This is a genomic window from Micromonospora sp. NPDC049891, assembly GCF_040660295.1.
GTDB lineage: Bacteria > Actinomycetota > Actinomycetes > Mycobacteriales > Micromonosporaceae > Micromonospora.
The window spans coordinates 1-21,438 of record NZ_JBFAML010000009.1; the positions used below are offsets into that span (position 1 = coordinate 1).

19 protein-coding genes and 1 pseudogene are annotated in these 21,438 nt (G+C 72.5%); 13 read left to right on the plus strand and 7 right to left on the minus strand.

The window, feature by feature from the left end; translation table 11 throughout:
* Positions 1-305: 305 nt before the first annotated feature.
* The 4 genes from AB0I71_RS13735 (at position 306) to AB0I71_RS13750 (ending at position 2,661) form a co-directional block, all read left to right on the plus strand.
* Positions 306-797: a hypothetical protein gene (locus tag AB0I71_RS13735; protein ID WP_357584299.1), complete on the plus strand. Its 492-nt coding sequence runs from the start codon at positions 306-308 to the stop codon at positions 795-797.
* Between the two features lie 127 nt (positions 798-924).
* Entirely contained in the window at positions 925-1,539 is a 615-nt protein-coding gene (locus AB0I71_RS13740) for a class F sortase (RefSeq protein ID WP_357584301.1), read from the plus strand.
* A 66-nt stretch (positions 1,540-1,605) separates the two neighbouring features.
* Positions 1,606-2,088, plus strand: a complete 483-nt coding sequence (locus AB0I71_RS13745; protein WP_357584303.1) for a hypothetical protein — start codon at positions 1,606-1,608, stop codon at positions 2,086-2,088.
* A gap of 153 nt (positions 2,089-2,241) precedes the next feature.
* Positions 2,242-2,661, plus strand: a complete 420-nt coding sequence (locus AB0I71_RS13750) for a YchJ family protein (RefSeq protein ID WP_357584305.1) — start codon at positions 2,242-2,244, stop codon at positions 2,659-2,661.
* On the opposite strand, the gene AB0I71_RS13755 is transcribed toward AB0I71_RS13750, so the two are convergent.
* Entirely contained in the window at positions 2,637-4,007 is a 1,371-nt protein-coding gene (locus tag AB0I71_RS13755; protein WP_357584307.1) for an MFS transporter, read from the minus strand. The two genes, AB0I71_RS13750 and AB0I71_RS13755, sit on opposite strands and share 25 nt — an antisense overlap.
* A 599-nt stretch (positions 4,008-4,606) precedes the next feature.
* Positions 4,607-5,290, minus strand: a pseudogene (locus tag AB0I71_RS13760) (hypothetical protein); the annotation flags it as partial.
* A 155-nt stretch (positions 5,291-5,445) separates the two neighbouring features.
* On the opposite strand from AB0I71_RS13760, the gene AB0I71_RS13765 reads away from it, so the two are divergent.
* Positions 5,446-6,177, plus strand: coding sequence for a phosphotransferase (locus AB0I71_RS13765; protein ID WP_357584309.1), 732 nt, complete (start codon positions 5,446-5,448; stop codon positions 6,175-6,177).
* Positions 6,178-6,292: 115 nt separating this feature from the next.
* Here the strand turns inward: AB0I71_RS13765 and AB0I71_RS13770 are convergent, their stop codons facing one another.
* The gene (locus AB0I71_RS13770) at positions 6,293-6,898 is read right to left on the minus strand and encodes a lytic polysaccharide monooxygenase (protein WP_357584311.1); all 606 of its coding nucleotides are present in this window, start codon (positions 6,896-6,898) and stop codon (positions 6,293-6,295) included.
* A 307-nt stretch (positions 6,899-7,205) separates the two neighbouring features.
* On the opposite strand from AB0I71_RS13770, the gene AB0I71_RS13775 reads away from it, so the two are divergent.
* Complete coding sequence (locus AB0I71_RS13775) at positions 7,206-8,513, plus strand: DUF6596 domain-containing protein (protein ID WP_357584313.1); 1,308 nt, start codon at positions 7,206-7,208, stop codon at positions 8,511-8,513.
* Positions 8,514-8,535: 22 nt separating this feature from the next.
* Here the strand turns inward: AB0I71_RS13775 and AB0I71_RS13780 are convergent, their stop codons facing one another.
* On the minus strand, positions 8,536-8,895 hold the full coding sequence (locus tag AB0I71_RS13780) for a YciI family protein (RefSeq protein WP_357584315.1): 360 nt from the start codon (positions 8,893-8,895) through the stop codon (positions 8,536-8,538).
* Positions 8,896-9,221: 326 nt separating this feature from the next.
* On the opposite strand from AB0I71_RS13780, the gene AB0I71_RS13785 reads away from it, so the two are divergent.
* The 4 genes from AB0I71_RS13785 (at position 9,222) to AB0I71_RS13800 (ending at position 14,893) form a co-directional block, all read left to right on the plus strand.
* Complete coding sequence (locus AB0I71_RS13785) at positions 9,222-10,355, plus strand: N-acetylmuramoyl-L-alanine amidase (RefSeq protein ID WP_357584317.1); 1,134 nt, start codon at positions 9,222-9,224, stop codon at positions 10,353-10,355.
* Positions 10,356-10,405: 50 nt separating this feature from the next.
* Positions 10,406-11,968 (plus strand): FMN-binding glutamate synthase family protein, encoded by a 1,563-nt coding sequence (locus tag AB0I71_RS13790; protein WP_357584319.1) that lies wholly within the window; start codon positions 10,406-10,408, stop codon positions 11,966-11,968.
* A gap of 91 nt (positions 11,969-12,059) precedes the next feature.
* Positions 12,060-12,536 (plus strand): hypothetical protein, encoded by a 477-nt coding sequence (locus tag AB0I71_RS13795; protein WP_357584321.1) that lies wholly within the window; start codon positions 12,060-12,062, stop codon positions 12,534-12,536.
* Between the two features lie 128 nt (positions 12,537-12,664).
* Positions 12,665-14,893: a M48 family metalloprotease gene (locus AB0I71_RS13800; RefSeq protein WP_357584323.1), complete on the plus strand. Its 2,229-nt coding sequence runs from the start codon at positions 12,665-12,667 to the stop codon at positions 14,891-14,893.
* Positions 14,894-15,038: 145 nt separating this feature from the next.
* Here AB0I71_RS13800 and AB0I71_RS13805 read toward each other — a convergent pair whose 3' ends face one another.
* A complete protein-coding gene (locus AB0I71_RS13805) occupies positions 15,039-15,731 on the minus strand; it encodes a hypothetical protein (protein ID WP_357584325.1) in 693 nt (230 codons plus the stop codon).
* Between the two features lie 163 nt (positions 15,732-15,894).
* Positions 15,895-17,241 carry a hypothetical protein gene (locus AB0I71_RS13810; protein ID WP_357584327.1) on the minus strand — a complete coding sequence of 449 codons (1,347 nt, stop codon included), beginning with the start codon at positions 17,239-17,241 and terminating at the stop codon, positions 15,895-15,897.
* Between the two features lie 154 nt (positions 17,242-17,395).
* Between AB0I71_RS13810 and AB0I71_RS13815 the strand changes: the two genes are divergently transcribed.
* From AB0I71_RS13815 to AB0I71_RS13825, 3 genes are read left to right on the plus strand one after another with little or no spacing between them, the layout of a single operon-like run.
* Entirely contained in the window at positions 17,396-18,112 is a 717-nt protein-coding gene (locus AB0I71_RS13815) for a GntR family transcriptional regulator (protein WP_357584329.1), read from the plus strand.
* A complete protein-coding gene (locus AB0I71_RS13820; protein ID WP_357584331.1) occupies positions 18,109-18,936 on the plus strand; it encodes a sterol desaturase family protein in 828 nt (275 codons plus the stop codon). The genes AB0I71_RS13815 and AB0I71_RS13820 overlap by 4 nt, the downstream gene beginning before the upstream one ends.
* Complete coding sequence (locus AB0I71_RS13825; RefSeq protein WP_357584332.1) at positions 18,933-19,613, plus strand: lysoplasmalogenase; 681 nt, start codon at positions 18,933-18,935, stop codon at positions 19,611-19,613. The genes AB0I71_RS13820 and AB0I71_RS13825 overlap by 4 nt, the downstream gene beginning before the upstream one ends.
* Here the strand turns inward: AB0I71_RS13825 and AB0I71_RS13830 are convergent.
* Positions 19,607-21,436: an AMP-binding protein gene (locus AB0I71_RS13830; protein WP_357584334.1), complete on the minus strand. Its 1,830-nt coding sequence runs from the start codon at positions 21,434-21,436 to the stop codon at positions 19,607-19,609. The genes AB0I71_RS13825 and AB0I71_RS13830 overlap by 7 nt on opposite strands.
* Between the last annotated feature and the right edge of the window lie 2 nt (positions 21,437-21,438).

Genomic DNA, 21,438 nt, shown 5'->3' on the forward strand with positions numbered 1-21,438 from the left:
CGTGCCCGGCGCAGGGATCAAGCCTGACCGCCCGGAGCCGGGCACGGCGGGCCACACCCCCAACAGCACCCACAACGAACCCCACGACAGGCCACACCCCCAAGGGAGGGCAACGCCGGACCCCCCGCCCCTTCGGCGACGGCTACGGCGTCCGGGGGAACACGGGATGGCAACGAGGATTTCTCATTTTCACCGGATCGGGTCCCAAGCCCACCTAGTGTTGGGCACACCGGTGCTAGTCACGGAGTTGGCCACCCGAACGACGTCCCACGCAGTCAGCGGACGAAAAGTGAGGGAAGACGCGTATGAAGGCAACAAGAATTCTCATACCGGCGGCAGGCGGCATCGCTCTCGGCGCGCTGTTGCTGCCCGGCACCGCGCTGGCCGACACGACCGTGTCGCCGTCCACCACGCCGGTCGGCGGCACCGTCGTACTGACCGCGACGACCTGCAACCCGAAATCGGGCGACGCGATCTTCCGCGTCACCGGGCCTGACCGCGACCAGAACGTGCGCTCCACCACCGCCGCCGCCGGTGGCGGGTTGAGCGCGGAGCTGTTCACCGCCGGATTCACCCTCGGCACCTACACGGTGGCCGCCACCTGCGGTGACGGTACGCCCGACGGCAGCGCGACCTTCACAGTCACCCCGATCGGGGGTGCCGAGGCCGGGGGCCGTGACGGCGGCGACGGCGCCGGGACGGTGGCCACCGGCGCCACCCTGCTGGCCACCGCGCTCGGCGGTGCCGTCATCCTGGCCCGGCGGCGTCGCCACGCCGTCACCGCCGCGACGCACTGATCCGCGCGGCTCACCCCATCCATCCTGCGGCGGGTGCCCGCACCGTGCTCCACGGTGCGGGCACCCGAGGTGGCACCCGACGCCGCCCCCTCGTTCCGCCCGCGGGCACCGGCGAACGGAGGTTCCCGTGCGGGCGTACCACCTGAGCAGAGTCCTGATCGCGGCGCTCGCGGTGGTCGGCCTCGGGCTGGTCGGCACGGGTCTGACGCGGCTACCGGCACGACCACCGCAACCGGACGGTGCGGCGGCTCCGCACCTGACGGTCCCCGCGCCGAGCCTGCCGCCGCTGCCCCGGGCCGTTCCCGTCGAGGTAAGGATCCCCACCATCGACGTACGCGCACCGCTGGTCGCCGTCGCCGCCGACGGCGCCGGGGCGCTGGAGGTGCCGCCGCTGGACCGTCCGGGCGTGGCGGGCTGGTACCGGCCCGGGGTCAGCCCCGGCGAAACCGGCAACGCGGTGCTGGTGGGGCACGTCGACTCGCCCGCCGGACCGGCCGTCTTCTTCCACCTGGGACAACTGCGTCCCGGCGACACCATCGAGGTCGTCCGGACCGACACCCGGGTGGTGCGCTTCGCGGTGGACGGCGTCGAGGCGTACCCGAAGGACCGCTTCCCCACCGACCTGGTCTACGGACCGGCGGAGACGGCCGGGCTCCGCCTGATCACCTGCGGCGGCCGCTTCGACCGGGACGACGGCGAGTACGTCGACAACGTCATCGTGTTCGCCACCCGGGCATCGTGAACGGGCGTTTGACCGTCGGGGCGCCGGGAAGACCCGTCGTCCACGGCAGATTCGCAAGGAGCGACGATGGCGCAGGCAGGACGGGCCAGGAAGCGGACCGGCGCGGACAAGGGTGGCCCGCCGCCACGGAAGGTGGCGGCGAAGAAGGCGGCCACGGCGACGAAGCGGGCCACCGGGGCCACTGCCGCGAAGACACCCGGGACGAAGCCCATCCCGACGAGTTCCCGCGTCGCCCGTAAGAAGGCCGTCTCCGCCACCGCCACCCCGGCCCGCCGACCCACCGCCAAGGCGACCGCGGCGAAGAAGGCCGCCCCGGTCAAGAAGGCACCCGCGAAGAAGGCGGCGACGGCGACGGCACCGGCGAAGGCCGCCGGCGCGAGGGGTCCGGCCCGGAAGGCGACGAGTACGAAGCGGGCACCGACGAGGAAGACCTCGGCCACCCAGGCCGCTGCCTCCCGGTCCCGTTCCGCCAGCCCGGCACCGGCGAAGCGGGCCACCACGATGGAGTCGTTCGGCAACCGTCGGGGCGCCCGCAGCGGATCCCGCTGACCCGTACGCCGGAAACCGTCGGGCAGCGGCTGGGCGCCACATCCACCGTGAGGTTTCCCGACGGTCTCTGAGCTGATCCGCAATTGCGCCGACGCGTGCCGGCGAGGTCGCCCCGGTGGCCGTGGCCGACGCCGCGACCGGGAGGATGGCCACGTGGCCAAGCGAGACAAACGGACGGCCCGCGCCGCCGAGGTGACCGGTACCTGCCCGTGCGGGCAGGGTCTGCCGTACCCGGACTGCTGCGGGCGGCTGCATCGCGGCGAGGCCGACGCACCCACGGCGGAGGCGCTGATGCGGTCCCGGTACGCGGCCTTCGCCGTGGGCGACCCGGACTACCTGCTGCGCAGCTGGCACTCCCGGACCCGGCCGCCCCGGTTGCAGCTCGATCCCGCCCAGCGTTGGACCCGGTTGGAGGTGCTCGGCACCGACGGCGGTGGTCTCTTCGACAGCACCGGCACCGTGGAGTTCCGCGCCCACTACCGGGAGGGGCGCGAGCCGGGCACGGTGACCGAACGCAGCCGCTTTGTCCGCGAGGACGGCCGATGGGTCTACCTGGACGACGATCCGGGCTGAAGCGGGTCACCCATCGGAGTCGCCCCCCACCTCCGCGCGCGGTCGCCGGTCGGCCGGACCGCCAGCACCGCCGCGATCAACAGGTACGGCAGAGCAGCGACCGCGAACGCCACCGGGTTACCCGCCACCGTGGCGACCAGACCGTACCCGGCGTACACGACGATGATCGTCAGGTCGGTGCCCATGCCGGCGAGCGAGGTGACGGTGGCCCGCCCGGGCCCCGCGATCCGGGCCTGTAGCCGCGCGTCGGCCAGCACCGAGGCCAATTGCAGGCCGCAGAACGCCACCGCCACCAGACCGAAGGCGGCCGGGTGACCCGCCAGCGCGCCCCCGGCCAGGGCCAGCGCCGAGCCGGCCAGTAGGAGCGCGTAGCCACGACTGCCGAACCGCTGGCCGATCGGGGCGAGCAGACCGCCGACGATCTGCCCGACCGTGACGATCAGGAGCAGCAGCGGCACTGTCGTCAGTGCCACTCCGGTGTCGCGGGCAAGCAGCGGCGTGTACTCGTCAAGCGCGCCCCAGACGGCACCGACCGCCGCGACGAGCAGCACCGCCCGGCGCACCGGCCGGTTGCCGCGAGCCTCGGCGACTCCCGCCCGAAGACCCTGCCACCAGCCGAGTTCGTCCCCGTCGGGGTCGGGTGCCGCGCCGGTGTCGACCGACCCACTCGCGACGGTTGGTGCCGCCCTGCCCGCAGGCAGGGTGAGGTCGGCGTCGGGGCGGCGCGCGGCCGAGGAGGTGACGCCGGTCGACCCGGTGTCCGGGCCGGCGGGGCGGCGGTTTTCGGGGAAGCGTACGGCGACGGCCGCGGCGAGCAGGCAGGCCGCGACGCTGGCTGCGCCGACCGCCGGGTAGCCGCCGAATCCGAGCACCGGAGCGGCCAGCACGATCGACCCCAGCACCGCCACGGTGCCGGCGGTGCGCGCCCGACCGATGACGCGGGCGTAGCGGTCGGCGGCACCGAGCCGGTCGAGTTCGTCGAAGACCAGGGCCTCGGTCGCGCCGGAGGCCAGCGCGCCGCCGGCTCCCCAGAGGACGAACCCGGCGGCGAACGCCGGATAGGACGGTGCGAGGGTCCAGAGGGCGAAACCGGCGGCGGTGCAGAGCGGGGCGAGGCAGAGCATTCGCCGCCGGGAGGTCGCGTCCGCCCAGGCGCCGGAGGGCACCTCCAGCGCGATGCTGGCCAGCGACCAGATGACGAACAATGAGGAGATCTGCCCCACCGACAGGCCGGTGTCGGCGAAGAGCAACGCGTACACCGGGTAGAGCAGCACCAGGTCGGTGAGGAACGCGTACGCGTAGAGCGTGCCGGCCAGGCGGCGGGCACGCGGCGAGGTCGGGGTCATCGGGGCCTTTCAGGTGGGACGGGTCACGGACAACCGGTGTCACGGTGTCCGTGGCGGCCCACGGCCTCGGATGACGGATCAATGTCGCCAGGTCATGGCGCTGATGCTATCGCCTCACTCGGCGATCTCGCACGGGTGATCCGGTCCGGCCGACTGCCCGGGCGGAACGGGACCGGCGTCGGCCCCGTTCCGCCAGTTGGTCAGCGCTGCTCGCCGGTCTTCGGCAGCACGATTGTCGAGTCGCTGTCGGCGGAGTCGCGCTGCGCCGGCACCTGCTGCGGGTTCGGGACCACCTGGGTGGTGTCCGGGTCGCTCTCCAGCGACGCCGAGGACTGCGGCCCGGGCTGCGTGGTGGCCGGATCGTGGCGCGGCAGCGGCGTGGTCGCGTCGGGGTCGACGGCGGGTGCGGTGACGACCTGGGTCGCCTCCGGGTCGTCCAGGGCAGACGGACCGGTCGAGGTCGGCGCGGTGACGTCAGCCGATTCGCCGCTGACCGGGCCGGGGGCGGCGGTCGTCGGCGCGTACGTGGACGCGCCGGTGGCCGGCGTGGTGAACGGGTCGGCGGGACGCTCGGCGGTGTCCCGGCGGCTGGCCGAGTAGGCCCGGGCGTGCTCGGCGATGGTCCGCGACTCCTGCTCGGCCCGGGCGAGCCAGGACTCCCAGCGGCTCTGCATCGGACGCACCAGGCCGCCGCCGACGCCGACCACGAGGATGCCGCCGATGGTGGCCAGCACCGCGATCAGCACCGGCGTGGTCACCGCGGTGGCGACACCGATCTGGTTGAGCGCGGCGATGATGCCGAGACCGAGAATGAACGCCGAGGCGACGGTGGCCAGCAACCGGCCGTAGGACAACCCGCCGAGCGCGCCGGAGATGATGTCCTTCACCGCACTGGCGATGGCGGCGGCGACGACCACGATGACGATCGCCACGAAGGCCCGGGGCAGCCAGGCGATGACCCCGCCGATCAGGTCGGAGATCGGGTTCGGCCCCCACACCCCGAAGGCCAGGTAGAGGGTGAGCAGCAGGATCCCGTAGTAGGCGAGCCGGGCGACGATGTCACTGGCGTCGTAGCGGGATCGGGCCAGGGCTCGGCGGATGCCGCCGCGTTCGACCGCACGGTCGAAGCCGACCCGTTCGAGCAGCCGGTTCACGATCTTCAGTGCGGCCTTGGCGATCAGCCAGCCGACAACCAGGATCGCCACGAAGGCGAGCGCCTTGGGCAGGAAGAGAAGTATCGAGCGGAGGGTGTCCCCCACCGCGTCACCGAAGTTGTCTCGCATCGGATGGTCCTCCACAGGGGGGGCGGGTGGTTCGTCCGGCCCGACCTACCCGGCGGCTCAGGAACAGAAACACCGGCGCTGGCGGAGGCACCGTACGCGTTCGGTTCGACGATGCTCGGCTGAACGACATCCGGAAGACCCGTAAGGTGTGGCGAATGGGGTGGGAGGCACTCGCGCAGTGGGGTGAGGACGTCGCTCGCCTCGAGCGGCTCGCTGGCGGGGTCGCCAACGACGTGTGGAGCGTGCGCGTCCGCGGGCAGCTCGCGGTCGGCCGACTTGGCGGCAGGAGCGACGCGGATCTCGCCTGGGAGACGGAGCTGCTCGTCTATCTCGACGGTGCGGGTATGACCGTGCCGGTGCCGATCCCGACTGTGGATGGCCGGCTCTTCGCCGACGGTCTGGTGGTGATGACCTACCTGGAGGGCGGACCGCCCGAGACGCCTGCCGACTGGCGTCGCGTGGCCGGTACGCTCCGCGAGCTGCACCGGTTGACTCAGGGCTGGCCGCAGCGTCCGGGCTGGAAATCGTCGACCGATCTCCTGCACGCCGACACCGGGACGAAGATCGACCTGGGGGCGATGCCGCCGGAGGGCGTTGCCCGGTGCCGGGCGGCGTGGGCGCGACTGTCCGGACGTCAGCCGTGCGTGGTGCACGGCGACCCCAACCCGGGCAACGTCCGGATGACCGCGGATCGGGTCGCACTGATCGACTGGGACGAGGCGCACGTCGACGTGCCCGACCTCGACCTTGCGCTGCCGGACAACGCCGCCGGTCTGGACGACGGTGCGTACGACGTCGCCGCGCAGGCGTCGGCCGCGTGGGAGGCCGCCGTCTGCTGGGACGACGAGTACTCAGTCAAGCGGCTGGCCGAAGTCCGAGCGGTCTGAGCACGCGTTCGAGGAGTGGACCACCGGCGTCGGCTGCGCCCGTCTGCCACCGACAGCACTCCGACCCAGGACGACAGGTCCTGGGTCGGAGTGGTGGAACGGTCGAGCTGGTCGATCAGACGAAGTTCACGTCACTGCACCACATGTACGCCTGGTCGAGGTGCGAAGCCTGCCAGATGACGAAGACGATGTGGCGCCCGGTGTACCCGGAGGTCGAGACGTTGAACGAGATGTTCTGCGCGGGCGCGTACCTGCCGGTCTGGGTGATGAAGTCAAGGTTTCCCCAGCCGAGTTGCTGGGTGGTGGGGTTGAAACCCTGCTTGCTGACGTAGACGCGGAAGTAGTCGGCGCCGTGGCTGGCCTGGTCGTACAGCTGGACGGTGAAGTTGCGGCTCACGTTTGTCGCCCGCCACGCGCCAGGCTGGTTCAGGCTGTTGTTCCGGGACAGGCCGTTGCTGCACAGCTGTCCGTCGGGGGTGCGGGCCTGGAAGTTGCCGCCCAGACCGTCCCGCAACGCGCTCATCCAGTTCCACATGGTGTCGGGGTTGGCCTGGAACGCCTGCCAACACATGGGGTCCTGCTGCTGCATGGCCGGGTTCGTGTGCTGGCTACCCCAGCTCTGCCAGCACTGGTAGGCGCGGGAGGCCGGGTTGATGATGGTGCCGTGGGCCTGGACCGGGCTGCTCCAGGGCAGCACGCCGACCATCATCGCGAGCAGCACGGCAAGCACCCGAAGGGGCTGGCGGACGGCCGACCGGGATCGCCTGCCGGTCTGATCGGGCCTGCGTGAGGGCATGGTGATCCTCCGTATCTTCGGTGGTGTCGGTGTGGGAGCGCTTCCAAGGACAGACAAGCATCGGCGCAGATGAATGTCAACAATGATCTAGGTTGGTATTGGTGTGTGCCGAGTTGGCCGGAGTCGGCGTTAAGGGCAACAATGCGGCATCTACCTGGGACGACGGAGCGTCCGACCACCCGAACTGCGGCCGATCGACGCGCCGGATCGAAACTTTCGGCGGTTGACACCGATGCGGCTCGCGGCCCGGTTCGCCGCGACCGCGCCGCCCGGACCGTCCCGCCCGGGGAGGCGGACGCATCCGCTGCTGCCGGTGTTGCAGGCTGGTGCGGTGGACGACGTGGGGGAACTGCTCGGCCGGGTCTGGCGGACGGACGCGGCCGGCATGCTCGGCGCGCTCAGCCGCCGGCTCGGCGACTTCGACCGGGCCGAGGAGGCCCTGTCGGACGCGCTGACCGAGGCCCTCAAGCGCTGGCCAGACGAGGGTGTGCCGGACAGCCCGACCGGTTGGCTGGTCACCACGGGCTGGCGGAAGGCGCTGGACCGGCTGCGCCGCGAGACCGTCGGCCGCGAGAAGGCGGCGCTGGTGGCCACCGAGCCACCACGGGAACCGGGCGTGGACGACCGGCTGGCCACGGTCTTCGCCTGCTGTCACCCGGCGCTGGCCGAACCGTCCCGGGTCGCGCTCACGCTGTATGCCGCCAGCGGCCTGAGTACGGCCGAGATCGCCGCCGCGTTCCTGGTGCCGCAGCCGACGATGGCGCAGCGGCTGTCCCGGGCAAAGCGGCAGCTGCGCGAACTCGGCATCCGGTTCGAGGTGCCGACGCCCGATGAGTACGCCGACCGACTGCCGGCCGTACTCGCGGTGATCTATCTGGTGTTCAACGAGGGTTACCTGTCCAGCGGCCGGTCGGCCCAGCGGCGTGAGCTGGCGCGGGAGGGAGTCGAGCTGGCAGCTCAGCTCGCCGGGCTGCTGCCCGGCGAGCCGGAGGCCGCCGGGCTGGCCGCGTTGCTGGAGTTGCACCATGCCCGGGCCGCGGCACGGTTCGACTCCTGGGGCCGGATCGTGCTGCTCGACCAGCAGGACCGGCGGCTGTGGGACCGGGCAGCGATCGGACGGGCGGCGCTGCGGTTGCGGGCAGCGGTGCGCCAGGGCCGGCCCGGGCCGTACCAGTTGCAGGCCGGCATCGCCGCGCTGCACGCCCTGGCCGTCTCGTACGAGGCCACCAACTGGGCCGATGTCCGGGCGCTGTACGACCGGCTGCATGCGTTGCACCCGTCGCCGGTGGTGCTGCTGAACCGGGCGGTGGCCACGCGGTACACGGTCGGCGCGTCCGCCGCGCTGGACGAGGTCGACGCGCTCGGGGAACGGCTGGCCGGTTACCACCTGTGGCACGCCGCCCGCGCCGACCTGCTGGTCGCCCTCGACCGGCCGGCGGAGGCGCTGGTGGCGGCGGAGCGGGCGTTGGAACTGGCGACGAACCCGGCCGAACGGGAGCTGATGTCCCGTCGGGTGGGTGAGCTGAGGCGCCGGCGGTGAGACCGGCGCCCCCGCCGCGCCGCTATTCGCGGCTCATCACCGGACGGATCTCCACGGCACTCATTCCCGCACCGAGTGGCCAGGTGGCCGCGATCCGGGTGGCCTCGTCGAGGTCGTCGCACTCCAGGATGACGATTCCGCCGATGACCTCCTTGAGTTCCAGGTACGGCCCGTCGGTGATGACCGGCTGACCGTTCCCGCCGGCGCGTACCGTCTTCGCCGCGGTCCGGTCCTCCAGCTCGGCGCCGCCGTCGGCGATCTTGCCGGTCGGCTGCCACCGCTCGTACCACGCGTAGACCTGCTTCATCAGATCCTGCTCGTCGGCCGGGGACAGAGCGGTCCACTCCCGGTCGTCGCCGAAGATCAGCATCGCGTACCTCATCGTCGCTCCTCGTGGTGGGAAGGGTCGTCGTCCATGTGACGAACGGCGGGCACGCGTCCTCGACACGGTCCGCCGAATATCGCTCCGGAAGCTCCACCGCCGCCGGCCCGGGGCCGTCAGGACGGCAGACCGGTGTCGCCGACTTCCTGGCCGCCCGGGCGGCCGACCTGTCGCTGACCTTTCCGTCAGCACCTGCGCCGGGTGGGCGGCGCCATCGAGGAATAGGTGAACGTCCACCTCTGGCGCCCTGGCCGGCTTGGCAATATCCTCCATCCAACGCATTTGTCGTGGCGCTGGTTTTCACAGGGTCCGCCGGAGGAGCCGCCGTGCACGCCGACCACACCGAACTGGGCCGCCGGACGCTGCTGCGCGCCGGGCTCGGTGCCGCGACGGTCGCCGTCGTCGGGACCGCGCTCGCCCGCCCCGGCACTGCCCGGGCCGACCAGGGCGTCGACCTGGACTGGATCATCGGTTGCGACGGGTGGGGCGCCCGGCCGGCGACGGGCCCGCCGTCGGTCAGCCAGATCCCGACCAACAAGATCATCGTGCACCACATGGCGTTCCCGAACGTCACCGACCACTCCCGTGAGCAGGCGGTACGACTGGCCCGCGACTGCCAGGACCTGCACATCGACGGCAACGGCTGGTCGGACACCGGCCAGCACTTCACCATCAGCCGAGGCGGGTACGTGCTGGAGGGCCGGCGCGGCAGCCTGGAGCGGCTGCGCGTCGGCGACCGGCAGCTGATCGCCGCGCACTGCCCCGGCGAGAACGGCCGGGCCATCGGCATCGAGAACGAGGGAACCTACCTCGACGAGACACCGCCGGGCGCACTGCTGGACTCCCTGGTGCGGCTCTGCGCGACCATCTGCCGGCGGTACGGGCTGCATGCGCACGACATCTTCGGACACTGGGACTTCCGTACCACCCAGTGTCCCGGCGCGGCCTTCTACCGGCAGTTTCCCGGCCTGCGCCGCCGGGTCTTCCGCGCCCTCGGTACCCCCTCCGCCGACGTGCCGGCCCGCCGCTGGCCCGACCTGTGGCGGTTCGTCAGCTCACCCTCGGTTCGGGCGGTGCAGTACCTGCTCGCCCACCACGGCTACCCGGTCGGGGCGACCGGCGTGTTCGACCCGGACACCGTCGCGGCGGTGCAGGACTGGCAGGCCCGCAACGGCCTGCCGGTGGACGTCGACGCCACGTTGACCACACCGACGTGGGAGACCCTCGTCCCCGACCTGGAACCCGGTGCCAGCGGGCTGCCGGTCACCGCCGCGCAGTATCTGCTCGTCTTCAAGGGGTACGCCGACGTGGCACCCAGCGGCGTCCTCGACGACGCCACCCGGCGCGCCGTACGCGACCTACAGCTCCTGCACGGACTTCCCGGCGACGGCAGGATCGCCGCCAGCACCTGGTGCACGATCGTCGGCGGCGTGGTGCGGCAGTCGCTCACCCGCCCCTGAGCTGGGCCGCTGGACGTTTGACCGGGGCCGGTGGCGGAAAGTGTGGCGGGATGAGATGGGCCCGTCACGCCGTCACCGCCCTCGCCGCGCTCGCCGCCCGTGACCTGCTGCAACGCGAGCACGCGCTGAGACGCAACTTCCCGCTGCTGGGTCGCGCCCGCTACCTGCTCGAATCACTCGGGCCGGAGCTGCGGCAGTACATCGTGGCCGGCAACAACGAGGAACGCCCGTTCACCCGCGACCAGCGCCGCTGGGTGTACGCCTCGGCCAAGCGGCAGAACAACTACTTCGGGTTCGGCACCGACAACGACGTCGAATACACGCCGGGATATCCGGTCATCAAGCACCGCACCTTCGGCCGGGCGGTCCCCGCGTCGACGCCGACGATCGGGCACGAGGTGCGGCTGCCCTCGGCGAAGGTGCTCGGGGCGGCCCGGCGCCGCACCCACGCGTTCCGCCCCGAGTCGGTGGTGACCATCTCGGGGATGAGCTTCGGCTCCCTGTCCGGCCCCGCCGTCGAGGCGTTGAACCGTGGCGCGGCGATCGCCGGCTGCCTGCACAACACCGGCGAGGGCGGGCTGTCCCCGTACCACCGCCACGGCGGAGATCTGATCCTGCAACTCGGTACCGCGTACTTCGGCTGCCGCGACGATCGGGGCCGCTTCGACCTGGCCCGACTCAAGGACGTGGTGGCCGGCGCACCGGTGCGCGCGCTGGAGATCAAGCTCAGTCAGGGCGCCAAGCCCAGCCTGGGCGGCCTGCTGCCGGCGGCGAAGGTGTCGGCGGAGATCGCCGCGACCCGGGGCATCCCGGTCGGACAGGACTGCGTCAGCCCCTCGCGGCACGCGGAGTTCTCCGACTGCGACAGCCTGCTCGACTGGGTGGAACTCCTGGCCACCGAGACCGGCCTGCCGGTCGGCATCAAGTCCGCCGTGGGTGACCTCGACTTCTGGACCGAGCTGGCCGACCTGATGCGCGACACCGGCCGGGGCGTCGACTTCGTCACCGTCGACGGCGGCGAGGGCGGCACCGGCGCGGCACCGCTCATCTTCACCGACTCGGTGTCCCTGCCGTTCCAGCAGGGCTTCGCCCGGATCTACCCCATCTTCGCCGAACGTGACCTGCACGAGCAGGTCGTCTTCATCGGCTCCGGCAAGCTCGGTCTGCCCGACAACGCGGTGGTCGCGTTCGCGCTCGGCTGCGACATGGTGGCCGTCGGCCGGGAGGCGATGCTGGCGATCGGTTGCATCCAGGCGCAGAAGTGCCACGCCGACACCTGCCCCACCGGGGTGGCCACCCAGAACGCCTGGCTGACCCGAGGGCTGGACCCGGCGTCGAAGTCGGTCCGGGCGGCGCACTACATCAAGACGCTGCGGCGGGACCTGACGAAGGTCGCCGAGGCGTGCGGGGTGGAGCACCCAGGGCTGATCGACACCGACGCCGTGGAGATTCTCGGCGGGCGGACCAGCGCCACCCCGCTACGCGAGGTGTACGGGTACCAACCTGGCTGGGGCCTACCGTCGCCAGCCGACCGCAAGGCGGTGGTGGAGCTGATGTCCACCGAGGCACCCCAGGGCGGCAGCGCTCCCCCGTCACCGACCGCACAGCGCTGACCGACCGGCAGCGGCCGGGGCGAGACACCGGTCGTCTCGCTGCTCTACTGTGAACGGCGGCTGGTCCCCTGGGCGGCGGTGGAGGATGCGCATGGGTCTGGAGACGGATCAGGACCTGCTCCGCGATCTCGCCTGGCCGATCGTGCACACCTTCTCCCCGGGGGAGGACGAGGAAACGTTCGCGTTGCTCGCCGAGGCGCACTTCGCCGACCCCACCGGGTACACCACCGTGGACCATCGCAGCGGTCCGCTCGCCTTCGGCCTGCCCGAACTGATGGTCCTGCTGACCCCGGTCGCGCTGGCGGCGATGACCGAGGCGGTGCGCTACGTCGTCGGCGTAGGAATACGCCGGGGGCATCGGGTCACCGCCGACGCGCTGCGCCGCCTCTTTCGCGGCAGGCCAGCCGAATCGAAGACCGAACCGCTGGAGCTGGCCCCCCAGGAGTGGACGGAACTCCGCCGGATCGTCGAGCAGGTGGCCCGACGGGGCGGGGTGGAACCCGAGCAGGCGGCGCTCATCGCCGACGCGGTGGTCGGTCGGGGCGTGCTCGGCGGGGACCCACGCTGACCCCCCAGACCGCGTCGCCCCCCGGCCATGACCGTCCGGCCGTACGAGCCCACCCGACCGCGGTCTGGTTCGCTCTGCTGATCGGCGCGATCATCGCCGCCACCCTGTCGATCTTTCTTCTCCTTCCGATGCAACTGCCGGGGCCGGCGGAACGTCTGGAACGGCGGGTCGCGGAGTGTGACGCGGCGTTCGTGGAGGCGGTGGCGCGGTTGGCCGCCGACGGCACCATCGACGACGCCGACCGGGTCGTGGTTCAGGCGGAACTCCGCGCCTGCCTGCGGCCGGCCTTCACCGGTCAGCACCTCTGGGCCGCCGCCGGGTTGAGCGCGCTGACGGTGGTGACGGTGATCGGCTATCTCGCCCATCCGCACTGGCTCACCCGCCGTCGTCGGTTGCGCCGGATCGACCCGAAGGCCGCTCCGGCGCTGGTGGGTGAACTGGACCGGCTCTCCCGAGAGGCCGGTCTGGCCCGAACTCCCCGCTGGTTGCTGGCACCGCGGCGACGCACCGCCGGTGGGCAGGCGTTCGGGCTGCCGCGTCGTCGGTGCGTGCAACTCGACGCCGGTCTGGTGCTGCTGCGGCGCACCGATCCGCCGGCCTTCCGGGCGGTGGTCCGGCACGAGTTGGCGCATCTGCGCAACCGTGACGTGGACCTGACCTATCTGACGGTGGCCGTCTGGTGGGCGTTCCTGGCCGTGGCGGTCCTCCCCCGGCTGGTGCTGGCGCTGTTTCCCGGCCTGGTCGGCCTCCCCAGCGAGCCGCTCGGGCGCACCGCTCTGCGAACGCTCGTCTCACTTCTGGTGATGACGGCGCTGGTGTACGGCGTGCGTAACGTGCTGCTGCGCACCCGGGAGAGGCACGCCGACGCGGTCGCTGCCGCCCACGACCCCCACGACGATGCGCTCGCCCGCGTCCTGGCACGCCTGCCCCCGCCACGACGCTGGTACAGCCGATGGGGCACCCATCCCCTACCGGCGGACCGGCTGCGAACGGTCCGCGACCCCAGAGCGCCGCTGGTGTCCGGGTACGGCGCACTTGCCGCCGCCGGGCTACCGGCCGGCACCCTCACCGCCGACCTGTCGGTGACGGTCGGTCTCCGGCTCGGCCTTGATGAGGTGCTCGGGCTCGGGTTGCTCGGCCTGTTCGTCGGAGCGGGGCTCGGCGCGCTGCTGGCGCTGACGCTCTGGCAGAACGCCGTCGCGCGGGTCGACGAGACACGGCGGGTGCCGCTGTGGTTCGGCGGACCGCTCGTGCTCGCCGCCGCCTTTCTGACGGGCACCCTGCTGTCACTGCATCGGATCAACAGCGGTCTGGCCGGTATCGGTGAGCTCGGCTCGTGGCTCGTCGCCGCGGCCGTACTGGCCGCCGGTGCGGTGCTGCTCGGGGCCTGGATGGACGCCACGGCCCGCGCCGCCGACGCCGGTGACCGGCCGCGCCGGTGGGCGGCGCCGGCCGCGGTGACCGCCACGGCGCTGGTCGCGGGCACCGCGTTTACCGTCTGGCTGCCGCTCGCAGAGATCACCTACGGTTTCGCGCTCAGGCCGGGCATCGGGCCCGCGACCGGTCCCGAGTGGTACGCGACGATAGCCACGATCGTCGGCGGCAAGTTGGGCCCGGCGATCCGAATCGTGTTCCATCCGCTGACCCTGCCGGTGCTGACGCTGCTGTGGCTGGTGCCGGTGCTCGCCGCTCGGCGACGTGCCGATGTGGCGTCACCGCTGCGCCGGGCGGTCCTGGTCGGGCTCTGCACCGGGGCAGTCGCGGCCGGGGCGGCCCCGGCGCTGCACCTGCTGGCCCCGCTGGTGCTACCCGTCGGCGTCCGCAGCACGCCGCCGCCCGGAACCGCCGGGGAGCCTTACGTCACGGTCATCGGCAACAGCGTCATCGCGGTCGGGTCGCTCGCCGTGGCGGTCGCGGTCCTCGTGCCGGCGCTCGGGCGGGGGCCGTTGCGCCCGGCCGGGGCGGTGCTGGCCGCCGTGGTCAGCGGATTGCTCGCGGGCGGCGGGTACTTCCTGCTCGGCGTGCCGGCCTACTGCCTCGCCGATGTGACGGATCCCGGTTGGTGCCTGCCGGTGCCGTCGGCGGCGGAGATCTCCCGGATCACCCACTGGATCGTCGTGCAGGGCGTGCTGGTGGCGGCGATACCGCTGGTGATCGCGGCAACGGCTACAGCGCTGCGGCCGGTCGGGCGGCGGGATGAGGACGCGGGGCCGGCGGACCGGGGCATGCTCGCGACCCGGCGCGGGCAGCGAGCCGCCATCGTGGTTCTCGCCGTCGTGCTTGTGGTGACCGCCTGGCTGACCTGGGAGATGCTACCGCTGGCCGGCGAGTACTGGCGGGTGATCGGCGGCGGGTGACCCCGCGGGCTCCGCCGACCAGGGCGATACCCAGGCACGTCGCGGTGTCGCGGCGAGGACCGGGCGGGACCACCGAGCCTGATACCGGTGCGGGCAGAGCGACCCGCCCGCACCGGCTACTCGTCCGCCGGACCAGGTGTCCCGGTCAGGACGGCATGTGGGCGTCGACCATCACGACCGTACGGGCCGGTGCCGGTGGTCGGCCCGGGTCGTGGCGTCGCACCGGCCCCGGATCCGGTCCGGACCGAACCGGTGACGGCGGCCGCCAGAGCACGTTCATCGCCTGACCGTCCGGCCGGGTCAGACGGTGCCGACTGCGGTAGCCCAGCCGGCGGTAGAGGCGGATGTCGTCGCTGCGGTGCACCTCGGCATAGGTGGGCAGGCCGAGGTTGTCCATGTACCGGTGGCTGCCGGCGAGGACTGCGGCGGCCTGACCGGCCCGGTCGGCGTCCGGTGGCGCGGCGAGGAACGCGAGGTGGTTGTGCGCCTCGACGGGGCGCCGCGCGGCGAGAATGTGATCGACCCGACGGAAGCGCACGGCATGCTCACCGCTGGCGTCGTCGAGTCGCTCGTCGTAGCGAGGTGGCGGTGGGATCGGGCGATAGCGGTGGAACCAGACGGTGGCGGCAGTGCCGTCCCTGAGCAGGAACGCGTCGCCGAACAGCAGGGCATGCTCGGTCCAGATGCGGGCCACGGCGGCGATCACGGCGGGACGCCGCCGCTCGTCGGGCACGAGCCACGCGCCGAGGGAGGTCGGCACGATCGTGGCGGTGAGCAGGTCGACGATCCAGTCGAGGTCGCACCATCGGGCACGGTTGACCGGCAGGGTGACGTGCATGGGTACTCCTGGTGAGGCGTGAAGTCGGAAGGTCTGTGGTTCAGGCCGGCGCCGCGGACATGCGCGGGCGGGCCGGGGACGGTCAGCGGGTACGGCCGCCGTCAGATGTCACGCCGCGCGGCCACGACCGGCCCGGCGGCGCGGGGAATGCCGTGCGCTCCGGTCAGGCCGGTCGGCTGCGCGGGCGTGGCGAGCGGGAGGGCCGGCGTCGGGTACGCGCCAGCCGGGTCACCCGGCCGCTGGCCGGCGGCGGCGACCAGACAGTCGCCGCCGTGTCGGCCGGGCCGCTGGGTGAGATCGGGGCCTGCTCGGCGCCGCTGGTGGCCGGCGCCGGTGACAGGGGCGACTGGCCCGGGGTGCGCTCGGCCTGCCGGTCGCGGTCGGCTGGTCCACCGTCGACGATTCCCTCGGTGGCTCGCTGCTGCCCTGCCGGCGAATGCCCGGACCTGTGGCCTGTCACATGCTCGGCGGAACGGACCAGCGGAGCAGTGCCCGGCCCAAGGTCGATCGGGTCCGGTAGTTCCGGCAGTGCGGGATCTTCGCCCGGTACCGGTGGCGTGGCGGGGTCAGGATCGGGGGTCGGGTCCGTCGGCGTCGGGTCGGGTTGAGGCAGACCGAGGACGGGGTCCAGGACGTCGAGCACCGGTTCCAGCAGGTCGAGGATCGGCGTCAGATCCGGCAGGACGGGGTCCAGATCAGCCACGATGGAGCCGAGCGGCGATGTGGGGCCCAGGAGTTCCTCGAGGAAGACGATGAGCGGGACCGTGAGCGGCCCCGCGGCGGTGATGACGGCGGTCACCTCGTCGCGTACCGCATCGGGAAGCGGCGCGAGCAGCCGCGCCACCGCCTCCGCGGACCTGCCGTCCTGCCTGCCCGGGGCCGGCACCCCGGCCAGCCGGTCGGCTGGCGGTTCCTCATCGACCTGGCCGGGACCACCCCGAGGTGACGCCGGCTCCGACGGAGCCGGGCTCGGCGTGGTCGGGTCGGTCGACAGTGGAGCCCGCCCGGCCGGGGGCGTCGGTTCGGGCGGCGGCGCGGTGTCCTGGGGTGGCCGCCCATCGGCAGGTGGCGTCGGCGGCTCCGCCGGCCCGGCATCGGCGGGGGGTTCGGGATGCTCTCCAGGCAGGGCCTGGTCGGGTGGCGCCGGTGGCCGGGGCGATTCCGGGGGCGCGTCGCCCGTCGGCGGCGCGGGCTCGGGCCGCATCGGGTCACCGTCGGGCGAGGGCGGCCGGGACGGATCGGCCACGGGCGGATCAGCGGTCCGCGGCGGAGGCGGCGGAACGGGATCCGGGGCTGGCGGAGCCGGGGCGAGCACCGGAGTGAGCAGGCCCCGGACGAGGTCGGCGGTGCGGGCGGCCGGTCCGTCCTGAGTGGCGGCTGGCGGCTCCTCGGCGGCACGTGCGGGATCGGTCGAGGCGACGTCGTAGGCGCACCATGCCGCCCCGGCGACCAGGGTCAGGAAACCGAGGCGGAGTACCGCCCGGACGAGGCCACGCCGTCGTCTCGTCACCGGCGCCTCCCGTACCCGACCGCCACCCGCTGCGAACGCACCCTAACTCACCGCGACCGCCTGGTCACCAGGCACCGGGCGTGTCGAATCGGGCGTGTCCCCTACTGGTCCAACCAGTTGACGGGTTGATGTGCGCTGAGCCACACTGCCCGGCATGGCATTCGTCCCCGTGACCCGAGCCTCCGTCGCCGACCTGGTCTTCGGACAGTTGCGCGACGCCATCGTCAGCGGCACCTACCGCACCGACGACACCCTGCCCGGCGAGCGGGAGCTGGCCGCGGCCTTCCAGGTGAACCGGCACGCGGTACGGGAGGCGCTGGGTCGGTTGCAGCAGCTCGGCCTGGTCCGGGTCAGCCAGGGCGGCGCCACCCGGGTGCTGGACTGGCGGGTGCACGCCGGCCTGGACCTCGCGCTGTCACTCGTCCGCTCCGGTGACGTCCTACCGGTCGCCACCCTGGTGCGGGACATGATGGACATGCGGGCCTGCATCGGCGTGGACGCGGCCCGGCTCTGCGCCCGCCGTGCCGACGACGCGGCGCGCCGACGGATCGTGCGCGCGGTCGAGGAGTTCGCCGACCTCGCCCCCGACCTGACCGCGATGGGTGAGGCAAACATCGCCGTGTGGCGGCTCATCCTGGACGGCTGTGGCAACACCGCGTACCTGCTGGCCTTCAACAGCCTGGTGGCCGGTGCCCTGGCGGTGGCCGAGGTGCCGCCACAGCGGCGCGCCACCGAACTGCTCGACGTCACCGGGCACCGCCGGCTGGCCACGGCCATCGCCGACGGTCGGGACGCCGAGGCCGCCGAGCAGGCGCGGTCCCTGCTCACCGCCGCGCTGACCGCCCCGACCAGAAAGGACAGCCGGGCATGATCCCCGCCGTGCTCTACGCCATCCCCGCGTTCCTCCTGCTCATCATCGTCGAGGCGGTGTCCTACCGGTTCGCGCCCGACGACGCCGAGCGCGGCTACGAGGCCCGCGACACCGCCACCAGCCTGACCATGGGCGCCGGCAGTCAGGTCATCGGGGTGCCGTGGAAGCTGCTCACCATCGGTCTGTACGCCGCCGCGTACACCATCTCGCCGTTCAGCCTCTCCCCCGGCGACTGGTGGGTCTGGGTGCTGTTGTTCTTCGCCGACGACTTCGCCTACTACTGGTTCCACCGGGCGCACCACGAGGTCCGGGTCCTCTGGGCGGGCCACGTGGTGCACCACTCCAGCGTGTTCTTCAATTTCTCCACCGCACTGCGGCAGAGCTGGACGCCGATGACCTCACTGCCCTTCTGGCTCGGTCTGGCCCTGCTCGGTATTCCACCGTGGATGATCTTCCTCCAGCAGTCGATCAGTCTGCTCTACCAGTTCTTCCTGCACACCGAGCGGATCAGCGTGCTGCCCCGACCGATCGAGTTGCTGTTCAACACCCCCTCGCACCACCGGGTGCACCACGGCTCGAACGCCGAATACCTGGACCGCAACTACGGCGGCATCCTGATCATCTGGGACCGGCTCTTCGGGACCTTCCAGGCCGAGGGCGATGCGGTCCGGTACGGCCTGACCAGGAACATCGGCACCTACAACCCGCTGCGGGTGGCGACCCACGAGTACGCGGCCATCTGGCGGGATCTGCGCACCGCCAGGTCCTGGCGGGAGCGGCTCGGGTACCTGTTGCGTCGCCCGGGCTGGCAGCCGGCCCGATGAACGCCGCAACCGGCACCGGCCCGAGGAGGCTGCCGGCGCGCGTACGGCTGCGGTGGCCGGACCGGGACGCGACGTTGCTCTGGGCGTTCGCCGTGGTCGCGGCCGTCGAACTGGTCGCCGTCGCCACCGACCTGCGCGCCGTGCAATGGATCGCGAAACCGCTGCTGGCGCCGCTCCTGCTGGCCTGGCTGTGGCGGGTCCGCGCGACGGACGCCCCGATCGCGGTCGGTCTGGTCCTCGCCACCGCCGGGGACGTCGCGTTGCTGGTGCCGTCGGACACCGCGTTCCTGGTCGGGATGGGCTGCTTCCTCGGTACGCAAATCGCGTTCATCACCGCCTTCGTGCGTCACCGCCGGGCCCGACCGGCGGCGGTGATCGGCTATCTGGCGCTGTGGGCGGTGGCCAATGCGATGCTGTGGCCACGGCTGGGCGAGCTGCGGCTACCGGTCCTCGGGTACAGCCTGGCGCTGAGCCTGATGGCGGCGGCCGCCACCGCGGTCGGCCGGCGGGTCGCGCTCGGCGGTGCGCTTTTCCTCTTCTCGGACCTGCTGATCGGTCTCGGCGCGGGCGGTACGCGGATGCCCGGACACGACGTGCTGGTGATGACGACCTACAGCGCCGCGCTGTTCATGATCAGCACCGGTTGGGCGGCGGCGGTGCGGCACCGGCCTCAGTGACCGTGGTAGAGGGCGGCCACCTCGTCGGCGAAGTGGTCCTGCACGGCCTCCCGCTTGATCTTGAGAGTGGGGGTCAGTTCCCCGTCGACCTCGGTGAGATCCCGGTGCAGGATCCGGAAGGTCTTGACCTGCTCGGCCCGGGAGACGCTCCGGTTGGCCCGGTCGATGGCCACCTGGATCTCCGCACGTAGTGTCGGGTCGTCCCGCAACGCCGACACCGCCGCCCCGGAATGCCCGTGCTGCTCCCGCCAGCGCGTCCACGCCTGCGGGTCCACTGTGACAAGTGCGGCGACGTAGGGTCGGCCGTCGGCGACCAGCATCACCTGGCTGACCAGCGGATGCGATCGGATGCGCTCCTCGATCGGCGCGGGCGCGACGTTCTTGCCGGCGGCCGTCACCATGATCTCCTTCGTCCGTCCGGTGATCCGCAGGAAACCGTCGTCGTCGATCGCGCCGAGGTCACCGGTACGCAGCCATCCGTCGTCGGTCAAGGCTTCCCGGGTGGCCTCCGGGTTGTGCCAGTACCCGCCGAAGACCACCTCCCCCCGGGCGTGGACCTCGCCGTCATCGGCGATCCGGATCCGTACCCCCGGCAGTGGCCGGCCGACCGTGCCGATCCGAATCGCCGTCGGCAGGTTCGCGGTCAGCGCCGGAGAGGTCTCGGTCAACCCGTACCCCTCCAGGACGGTGATGCCCGCGCCCCGGAAGAAATGACCCAGCCGCTCCCCCAGCGGCGCGCCGCCCACGATGGCCATCCGGCACCGCCCGCCGAGCGCGGCGCGCAACCGGCGGTACGCGGCGAGGTCGAACACCAGGTGCGCCAGGCGGAGCAGCTTTCCGGGCCCGCGCGGAGTGTCCAGCGCGCGGCTGTACCGCACGGCCGCCCGCTCGGCGAGGCCGAAGAGCCATCCCCGGTGCGCGTCCTCGGCGGTGTGCCGGGCCTGGTCGTGCATCTTCTCGAACATCCGGGGCACGGCCAGGATGAAGGTGGGCCGGAACCGGCGCAGCTGGTCGAGCACCCCGGAGAGGTCGGCGCTGTGCACCATCGTCGCCCGGGTGTGCACCATGCCGACCTGGATCAGCCGGGCGAAGGCGTGCGCCAGCGGCAGGAACAGCACCGTCGACGCACCCGGATGCAGGAGCTGGGGCAGCACCGCCGTGGCGTTGCCGATGTCGGCGGACAGGTTGCGGTGGGCCAGTACGCAGCCCTTGGGTGGCCCGGTGGTGCCGCTGGTGTAGACGATCGTGGCGATGTCGTCGCCGGTCACCGCGGCTCGACGGGCATCCACCTCGGCAGTGTCCACGGTGCGCCCTCTGGCCACCAGCTCGATGAGTTCACCGGCGTCGATGCGCCAGGTCTGCCGCAACTCGGGCAGCTCCGCCTGCAGGCCGGCCACGCTGACCGCGTGGTCGGCGGTCTCCAGTACGCAGCCGACCGCCCCGGAGTCGCCGAGCATCCAGCGGATCTGTTCAGTGCTGGAGGTGTCGTAGATCGGCACGGTCACCGCGCCGATCGACCAGAGGGCGTAGTCGACGAGTGTCCACTCGTACCGGGTGCGGCTGAGCAATCCGACCCGGTCGCCGTGCGCGATGCCGGCGGCGACGAACCCGCGGGCGACCGCCAGCACGTCGTCGCGGAACTGTCGGCAGGTCACCGGCAGGGCGCCGCCTCGACCGGAGCGGCGGACCGGCCACGACCGGGGATCCGGGTCGGGCCTGACGAACTGCACCGCGTCCGGATCCTCGGCCGCGTTGCGCCACACCTGCTCCGCCAGGCTGACGTCATCGCCACTGACGATCGGCTCGACCGCTGTCTCCCGCACGC

What these genes read in the sequence shown, in the direction of transcription:
- AB0I71_RS13805 (WP_357584325.1), bottom strand. Translation starts at nt 15,731, where the DNA reads ATGCACGTCACCCTGCCGGTCAACCGTGCCCGATGGTGCGACCTCGAC.
- AB0I71_RS13765 (WP_357584309.1), top strand. Translation starts at nt 5,446, where the DNA reads ATGGGGTGGGAGGCACTCGCGCAGTGGGGTGAGGACGTCGCTCGCCTC.
- AB0I71_RS13780 (WP_357584315.1), bottom strand. Translation starts at nt 8,895, where the DNA reads ATGAGGTACGCGATGCTGATCTTCGGCGACGACCGGGAGTGGACCGCT.
- AB0I71_RS13820 (WP_357584331.1), top strand. Translation starts at nt 18,109, where the DNA reads ATGATCCCCGCCGTGCTCTACGCCATCCCCGCGTTCCTCCTGCTCATC.
- AB0I71_RS13795 (WP_357584321.1), top strand. Translation starts at nt 12,060, where the DNA reads ATGGGTCTGGAGACGGATCAGGACCTGCTCCGCGATCTCGCCTGGCCG.
- AB0I71_RS13755 (WP_357584307.1), bottom strand. Translation starts at nt 4,007, where the DNA reads ATGACCCCGACCTCGCCGCGTGCCCGCCGCCTGGCCGGCACGCTCTAC.
- AB0I71_RS13745 (WP_357584303.1), top strand. Translation starts at nt 1,606, where the DNA reads ATGGCGCAGGCAGGACGGGCCAGGAAGCGGACCGGCGCGGACAAGGGT.
- AB0I71_RS13825 (WP_357584332.1), top strand. Translation starts at nt 18,933, where the DNA reads ATGAACGCCGCAACCGGCACCGGCCCGAGGAGGCTGCCGGCGCGCGTA.
- AB0I71_RS13735 (WP_357584299.1), top strand. Translation starts at nt 306, where the DNA reads ATGAAGGCAACAAGAATTCTCATACCGGCGGCAGGCGGCATCGCTCTC.
- AB0I71_RS13775 (WP_357584313.1), top strand. Translation starts at nt 7,206, where the DNA reads ATGCGGCTCGCGGCCCGGTTCGCCGCGACCGCGCCGCCCGGACCGTCC.
- AB0I71_RS13815 (WP_357584329.1), top strand. Translation starts at nt 17,396, where the DNA reads ATGGCATTCGTCCCCGTGACCCGAGCCTCCGTCGCCGACCTGGTCTTC.
- AB0I71_RS13790 (WP_357584319.1), top strand. Translation starts at nt 10,406, where the DNA reads ATGAGATGGGCCCGTCACGCCGTCACCGCCCTCGCCGCGCTCGCCGCC.
- AB0I71_RS13800 (WP_357584323.1), top strand. Translation starts at nt 12,665, where the DNA reads ATGCAACTGCCGGGGCCGGCGGAACGTCTGGAACGGCGGGTCGCGGAG.